Below are 7,964 nucleotides of genomic sequence, written 5' to 3'. Positions count from 1 at the left end.
AAGCAAAAGCCAGTTTAACTGGCTTTTTTTGTTATGTAAAAATATGATTTATATATATTTTTATGTCAGCATAGGTATAGTTTTCATTATAACGCTCAAATTAACAAAGATAAGAAGAAAAATGGTTTGTATATAGTTAATGGGAGGGTTTATATGAAAGCTCGTATATTGGCATGCATATGTATATTCTTATTATATGTCAGTGTAGGCTCTTATTCCGTTTTTGCACAGGATAACTTATATGAAGAAATTCAAAAGCATGCAAAACAATATGAGATTGCACCTCAAAATGCGATGATTGATAAGATATGGAAAGCAACACCAGGATATAATGGAAGACAAGTTGATATTGAAGCATCCTATAACAATATGAAGAAGCTAAAGGAATTTGATCAAAAACATCTTGAATTCAAGGAAGTATCACCGAGTGTCCACTTAGAAGATTTATCACCCGCTCCAATTTATAGGGGGCATCCGAATAAAAAGATGGTGGGATTAACAATAAATGTGGCATGGGGAAACGAGTACTTGCCTCGTATATTAGAGATATTGAAAAAGCATGATGTGAAGGCGACTTTCTTTTTAGAAGGACGTTGGGTGAAAGAAAATTTACGATTTGCAAAAATGATTGTCGATGCAAATCAAGAAGTCGGAAATCATTCTTATACGCACCCTAATATGAAAACGCTATCGTCTGATGAAATACGAGAGCAGTTACAAAAAACAAATCGAATGATTGAAGCTGCTACGAATCAAAAGGTGAGATGGTTTGCCCCGCCGAGTGGAAGTTTTCGGGATGAAGTCGTGAAAATCGCTGATGATTTCCAAATGGGAACGATTATGTGGACTGTCGATACAATCGATTGGAAGCGACCTGAGCCAGATGTACTATTGCAGAGAGTAATGAGAAAAATACACCCAGGTGCTATCGTATTAATGCATCCTACTTCGTCAACGGCAGAAGCATTAGATACAATGATTACAAAATTGAAGGAACTAGGATATAAAGTAGGGAATATAACAGAATTACTGGATGAAAAACGTGTGGATTAAATACATTTGCATGACATTCATCCTTAAACTTGTTATCATTAAATAATAGCACTTATTTAGAGAAACTGGCAGTAGGAGGAAAGTTTTTGATTAAAAAATATACTTGTAAAAATGGTGTAAGAATAGTTATGGAGAATATACCAACTGTAAGATCGGTTGCGATTGGTATTTGGATCCATGCAGGATCAAGAAATGAAAATGAAAAAAATAACGGGATTTCTCACTTTTTAGAGCATATGTTCTTTAAGGGGACAGAAACACGTAGTGCACGTGAAATTGCAGAATCATTTGATAGCATTGGTGGGCAAGTGAATGCTTTTACTTCAAAAGAATACACTTGTTACTATGCAAAAGTGCTAGATGAGCATGCTAAATATGCTTTAGATGTATTAGCAGACATGTTCTTTAATTCAACATTTGATGAAGAAGAATTGAAAAAAGAGAAGAATGTCGTATGTGAAGAAATTAAAATGTACGAAGATGCTCCAGATGATATTGTGCATGATATGTTAACGAAAGCAACATATGAAACGCATCCGCTTGGATATCCTATTTTAGGAACAGAAGAAACACTTGATACGTTTACAGGTGATACGCTACGCCAATATATTAAGGATCATTACACACCTGAAAATGTAGTCGTTTCAGTTGCAGGAAATATTGATGAAGCCTTCTTACAAACGGTAGAGCAATATTTCGGTAGTTATGAAGGAACAACAAACCGTGAACAAGTACATAGCCCAATTTTCCATTTTAATAAGGTAGCACGTAAAAAGGAAACAGAACAAGCTCATTTATGTTTAGGATATAAAGGCTTACAAATGGGGCACGAAGATATTTATAACTTAATTGTATTAAATAACGTTTTAGGCGGTAGTATGAGTAGCCGTTTATTCCAAGAAGTACGTGAGCAACGCGGGTTAGCTTACTCAGTATTTTCTTACCATTCTTCTTATGAAGATACAGGTATGTTAACACTGTATGGTGGAACAGGTAGCCAACAATTAGATACACTGTATGAAACAATGCAAGAAACATTAGAAACATTGAAAAATACAGGTATTACAGAAAAAGAGCTTATTAATAGTAAAGAGCAATTAAAAGGAAACTTAATGTTAAGTTTAGAAAGTACGAATAGTCGTATGAGCCGTAATGGTAAAAATGAATTGCTTCTTCGTAAGCACCGTTCACTTGATGAAATTATTGAAAGTGTAAATACTGTAACAAAAGAAAATGTAGATGGGTTAATTCGTAACATGTTTACAGATGAATTCTCTGCAGCATTAATTAGTCCAGATGGAAAACTTCCAAAAGGAATAAAACTATAATTGTTTTATATGAAGTATGTAAAAATAATCGTATCTCTTTTAAATGAGATACGGTTATTTTTTTTTGATGTACAGAATAGGTACTAATTATGGATAACATAAATGGATAATTTGTTAGGGGGAGAGCGTATGCGATTAAGTGAATTAAGCGGTAAAGAGATTGTAAATTTAGAAAGAGCCGAAAAAATGGGGGTTTTAGGATATGTGGATTTAGAGATTGATGAGAAGGATGGCCAAATACAGGCTGTTATCATACCTATTGGGAAATGGGGAGGTTTTAAAAAGGAACCACAAGAAATAAGAGTAGGGTGGAGCCAAATTAAAAAAGTAGGGCATGATATGATCCTTTGTGATATTACGGATCGTTCAAATTCGAAGTGAAAGATGGCCATTTTGGTCATCTTTTTTTGTTCATTCTATTCTGAGTATTAGTTTATATTAATTGAGATTTTGAGCCGGGGTCTTTTTGCATACAAAGAGCTGGGGAAATCATACGTGCTTTTTGTTTTTCAATCACCTAAAACTCGTACATTACATATGATGTGGAGGAAAAAGAAAAAGTAGGCACTTTTCTTATAAATGACAGAAAAAGAAGGTGAATTAGGGAATGTTGACTGAGATGCATATTGCTGTCATAGGAGGAGATGCAAGACAGCTAGAAGTAATTCGCAAGCTAGTTGAATTGGATGCGAAACTTTCATTGATAGGGTTTGATCAGTTAGATCATGGCTTCACAGGGGCAGCAAAAGAAAGTATACAAAATTTAGATTTCACTTCTGTAGATGCAATCATTTTGCCAGTTGCAGGTACAAATGCCAAGGGAGAAGTAGATACTATTTTTTCAAACGAAAAAGTTTCTATAACGAAAGAACAAATTGAAAAGACACCAGAACATTTTACTATATATTCAGGTATTGGTACGCCTTACTTGGAAAATCTCGTATCTACTACAAACCGCAAACTTATTAAATTATTTGATCGTGATGATGTGGCAATCTACAATTCTATTCCAACTGTAGAAGGTACATTAATGATGGTAATTCAACATACCGACTATACGATTCATGGTTCTAATGTAATGGTTTTAGGGTTTGGTAGAACAGGGATGAGTGTTGCCAGAGCATTTCAATCATTAGGAGCCCATGTCAAAGTTGGAGCAAGGCGATCGGAACATATTGCACGTATTACAGAAATGATGTTTTCTCCTTTTCATATGCAAAACATAGAGAAAGAAGTAGGAAATATCGATATTGTCATTAATACAATTCCGCATCTCGTCGTGACAGCCAATGTCATTTCAAAAATGCCAGCTCATACGTTAGTAATTGATTTAGCTTCTAAACCAGGCGGTACCGACTTTAGATACGCAGAGAAAAGAGGAGTAAAAGCACTGTTAGCACCTGGGTTACCAGGTATTGTTGCTCCAAAAACAGCCGGACAAATTTTAGCGAATGTTCTTTCTCAGTTACTGGCAGAAGACGTAATAGCAAGAAAGGAGAATGGGGAATGAATTTAAAAGGGAAAAGAATAGGGTTTGGTTTTACTGGTTCACATTGTACGTACGAAGAAGTAATGCCTCATTTAGAAAAGTTAATTGCTGAGGGCGCAGAAGTACGTCCCGTTGTTTCTTACACTGTTCAATCAACAAATACGAGGTTTGGAGAAGGAGCAGAGTGGATTAAAAAGATTGAAGAAGTAACAGGCTTTAAAGCAATTAATTCCATCGTTGGCGCAGAACCACTAGGACCTAAAATTCCACTAGATTGCATGGTAATTGCACCACTAACAGGAAATTCTATGAGTAAATTTGCAAATGCAATGACAGACTCTCCAGTACTAATGGCAGCGAAAGCAACGTTAAGAAATGGCAAGCCTGTCGTATTAGCTGTTTCGACGAATGATGCTTTAGGACTTAATGGGGTGAATCTCATGCGCCTAATGGCAACAAAAAACATCTACTTCGTCCCATTCGGTCAAGATGCGCCAGAGAAAAAACCGAACTCAATGGTAGCTCGTATGGAGTTACTGGAAGATACAGTATTAGAAGCGCTGCAAGGGAAGCAATTGCAACCGGTTGTCGTAGAAAAATTCAGATATATGAATTAAAAAACGAAAAAAAACGGACAATTTTTGATGAAACCATCATTCTTACTGTAGAATATGATAAAATTAACGTTATTAAGATTAGAAGGGGTATTGTATACTCCTTCTGATTCTAAGTTATAGAAGGATTGGTATCTAGAAAGGGGCATAGTGATGGAAAAGCAAAAAACTTTTCATGTCGCTGTAGTTGGAGCAACCGGCGCAGTTGGTGAACAAATGTTAAATACTTTAGAGAAACGAGAATTTCCAATCGGGAAGTTAACGTTACTTTCATCTAAACGATCTGCAGGTAAGAAACTTGTATTTAAAGGCGAAGAATTTACAGTTCAAGAGGCAACTCCTGAAAGTTTTGAAGGAGTAGATATCGCACTATTTAGTGCTGGTGGATCTGTATCAAAACAATTAGCGCCAGAAGCAGCAAAGCGCGGTGCGATTGTTGTTGATAATACAAGTGCATTCCGTATGACAGAAAACGTGCCACTTGTTGTACCTGAAGTAAATGAAAACGACTTAAAAGAACATAATGGTATTATTGCAAATCCAAACTGTTCTACAATTCAAATGGTAGTAGCTCTTGAGCCAGTTCGTCAGCAATATGGTTTAAAACGAGTAATCGTTTCCACATATCAAGCTGTATCAGGTGCTGGTGCGGCAGCGATTGAAGAACTTCATGAACAATCACAAGCAATCTTGAATGGTGAAGAAGTGAAGGCGAATGTTTTACCTGTATCAGGTGATAAGAAACATTTCCAAATTGCTTTCAACGCGATTCCACAGATTGATAAATTCCAAGATAATGGATTTACGTTTGAAGAAATGAAAATGATTAATGAAACGAAAAAAATTATGCATATGCCTGAATTAGAAGTAGCGGCAACATGTGTACGTTTACCAGTTGTATCAGGTCACTCTGAGTCTGTTTACATTGAAGTAGAAAAAGAAGGCGTAACAGTAGAAGAATTCAAGAGCTTACTTGCAAATGCGGAAGGTATCGTTCTGCAGGATAACCCAGAAGAGCAGTTATATCCAATGCCAGCTACTGCAGTAGGTAAAAACGAAGTATTCGTTGGAAGAATCCGTAAAGATTTAAATAACGATAAAGGATTCCATCTTTGGGTCGTATCTGATAACTTATTAAAAGGCGCTGCATGGAATTCTGTTCAAATTGCAGAGCGCTTAGTAAAATTACAATTAGTGTAAACGGCTAAGAGAAGGTGTAAAATATGAAAATTATTGTTCAAAAATTTGGTGGCACATCCGTACGTGATGAAAATGGACGTAAGCATGCGCTTCATCATATAAAAAAATCGCTAGATGCGGGTTATAAAGTAGTTACTGTCGTATCTGCTATGGGCCGTAAAGGTGAACCATATGCAACTGATACTTTGTTAAGTCTTGTAAATCAAGAGGAATCTCACATTTCTAATCGTGAGCAAGATTTATTATTATCATGCGGAGAGTTAATCTCAGCAATCGTCTTCTCTAACATGTTAAATGAGAACGGTATAAAAGCAGCAGCGCTAAATGGTGCACAAGCTGGTTTTGTAACAAATGATGATTTTACAAATGCTAAGATTATTGAAATGAATTGCGATCGTATACATGAAGAATTAGAAAATATAGATGTAATCGTCGTTACAGGATTCCAAGGGCAAACGAAAAAAGGTGATACGACAACACTTGGACGCGGAGGTAGTGATACTTCAGCTTCAGCGTTAGGTGTTGCGCTTCATGCTGAATATATCGATATCTTCACAGATGTAGAGGGTGTTATGACTGCGGATCCTCGCATTGTAAAAGATGCACGTCATCTTCAAACAGTAACGTATAACGAAATTTGTAACATGGCTTACCAAGGTGCAAAAGTCGTTCATCCACGTGCAGTTGAAATTGCGATGCATGCCAAAGTACCACTTCGTGTGCGTTCTACGTATTCTGATAGTGAAGGTACGCTTATTTCAGCATCGGACGGTGCTACAAAAGGCCGTGATGTAGAAGAACGTCCTGTTACAGGTATCGCTCATGTGTCAAATGTGACGCAAATTAAAGTGCTTGCAAAAGAAACAGCATATGATTTGCAGCAGCATGTGTTTAAAGAAATGGCGAATGAAGGAATCAGTGTCGATTTAATTAACATTTCACCTACTGGGGTAGCTTATACAGTGAGTGATAGTGTATCAAGTCGTGCAGTTGAATTATTAAAAAACCTTGGATATGAGCCAATTGTGACAGAGCATTGTGCAAAAGTATCTATTGTAGGAGCTGGAATGGCAGGATACCCAGGGGTTACTGCGAAAATCGTTACAGCTTTAGCGGAAAAAGGTATTCAAATTCTGCAATCGGCAGATAGCCATACGACAATTTGGGTTCTTGTAAAAGAAACTGATTTAGTGGAGGCTGTAAATGCATTACATAGTGCGTTTGAGCTTTCAAAAGAAAAGCAACTGGAACAATAAGGAGTGAGACCATGATAGATTTTGGGACAATTGCAACCGCGATGGTAACTCCGTTTGATAAAAACGGAAATATCGATTTTGCAAAGACAACGAAATTGGTAAATTATTTAATAGATAACGGTACAACAGCAATCGTGGTAGGAGGAACGACAGGAGAATCTCCTACATTAACTTCAGAAGAAAAAGTAGCGTTATATCGCCATGTCGTATCTGTTGTCGATAAAAGGGTGCCCGTAATCGCTGGAACAGGTAGCAATAATACGCATGCTTCTATTGACTTAACTAAAAAGGCAACAGAAGTTGGTGTCGATGCAGTTATGCTAGTAGCACCGTATTATAACAAACCGAGTCAAGAAGGAATGTATCAGCACTTTAAAGCAATCGCTGAAAGCACGCTGCTTCCGGTTATGCTATATAACGTTCCAGGACGATCTATTGTACAAATCTCCGTTGATACAGTTGTTCGTTTATCAGAAATAGAAAACATTGTTGCGATTAAAGATGCAGGCGGCGATGTGTTAACAATGACAGAAATCATTGAAAAAACAGCGGACGACTTTGCAGTATACAGCGGTGATGACGGTTTAACGTTACCGGCTATGGCAGTTGGAGCGAAAGGTATCGTTTCTGTAGCATCTCATGTGATTGGAAATGAAATGCAAGAAATGATTGCAGCATTCCAAGCAGGAGAATTTAAAAAGGCGCAAAAATTACATCAATTACTTGTAAGAGTAACCGATTCATTATTTATGGCGCCAAGTCCAACGCCAGTAAAAACAGCGTTACAAATGGTTGGATTAGATGTAGGTTCTGTACGTTTACCACTTCTTCCATTAACAGAAGAAGAAAGAGTAACGTTACAATCTGTTATGCAATCTATCCCTCGTTAATAAAAAATGACCTAGTGTAGAACTAGGTCATTTTTTTATGGTAAGAAAATCTTCCTCAATCTTTTCTTACATATATGTGTTCTTATAAGATCATTAACCACTTCTTCAGTATAAATTACGACATGTATAAGAAA

The 7,964-nt window shown here is 36.7% G+C and carries 8 protein-coding genes; all 8 read left to right on the top strand.

What is annotated here, in order from left to right; translation table 11 throughout:
* The first annotated feature begins 153 nt into the window (after positions 1-153).
* The 8 genes from KI369_RS07175 to dapA all read left to right on the top strand — a co-directional run bounded on the left by KI369_RS07175 (position 154) and on the right by dapA (position 7,830).
* On the top strand, positions 154-1,053 hold the full coding sequence (locus KI369_RS07175; RefSeq protein ID WP_212955534.1) for a polysaccharide deacetylase family protein: 900 nt from the start codon (positions 154-156) through the stop codon (positions 1,051-1,053).
* Positions 1,054-1,139: 86 nt separating this feature from the next.
* The gene (locus KI369_RS07170) at positions 1,140-2,381 is read left to right on the top strand and encodes a M16 family metallopeptidase (RefSeq protein ID WP_000592989.1); all 1,242 of its coding nucleotides are present in this window, start codon (positions 1,140-1,142) and stop codon (positions 2,379-2,381) included.
* A 129-nt stretch (positions 2,382-2,510) separates the two neighbouring features.
* Positions 2,511-2,762 (top strand): YlmC/YmxH family sporulation protein, encoded by a 252-nt coding sequence (locus tag KI369_RS07165; protein ID WP_212955533.1) that lies wholly within the window; start codon positions 2,511-2,513, stop codon positions 2,760-2,762.
* Between the two features lie 226 nt (positions 2,763-2,988).
* Positions 2,989-3,891 (top strand): dipicolinic acid synthetase subunit A, encoded by a 903-nt coding sequence (gene dpaA / locus KI369_RS07160; RefSeq protein WP_144614499.1) that lies wholly within the window; start codon positions 2,989-2,991, stop codon positions 3,889-3,891.
* Complete coding sequence (gene dpaB, locus KI369_RS07155) at positions 3,888-4,487, top strand: dipicolinate synthase subunit B (RefSeq protein WP_001049480.1); 600 nt, start codon at positions 3,888-3,890, stop codon at positions 4,485-4,487. The genes dpaA and dpaB overlap by 4 nt, the downstream gene beginning before the upstream one ends.
* Before the next feature lie 150 nt (positions 4,488-4,637).
* Positions 4,638-5,684 (top strand): aspartate-semialdehyde dehydrogenase, encoded by a 1,047-nt coding sequence (gene asd / locus KI369_RS07150; protein WP_000414854.1) that lies wholly within the window; start codon positions 4,638-4,640, stop codon positions 5,682-5,684.
* A 23-nt stretch (positions 5,685-5,707) separates the two neighbouring features.
* Positions 5,708-6,940 carry an aspartate kinase gene (gene dapG / locus KI369_RS07145; protein ID WP_144614497.1) on the top strand — a complete coding sequence of 411 codons (1,233 nt, stop codon included), beginning with the start codon at positions 5,708-5,710 and terminating at the stop codon, positions 6,938-6,940.
* A gap of 11 nt (positions 6,941-6,951) precedes the next feature.
* The gene (gene dapA, locus KI369_RS07140; RefSeq protein WP_212955532.1) at positions 6,952-7,830 is read left to right on the top strand and encodes a 4-hydroxy-tetrahydrodipicolinate synthase; all 879 of its coding nucleotides are present in this window, start codon (positions 6,952-6,954) and stop codon (positions 7,828-7,830) included.
* The last annotated feature ends 134 nt before the right edge of the window (positions 7,831-7,964 follow it).

Source organism: Bacillus sanguinis (assembly GCF_018332475.1).
Taxonomy (GTDB): domain Bacteria; phylum Bacillota; class Bacilli; order Bacillales; family Bacillaceae_G; genus Bacillus_A; species Bacillus_A sanguinis.
This window is presented reverse-complemented; position numbering and strand designations above follow the sequence as displayed.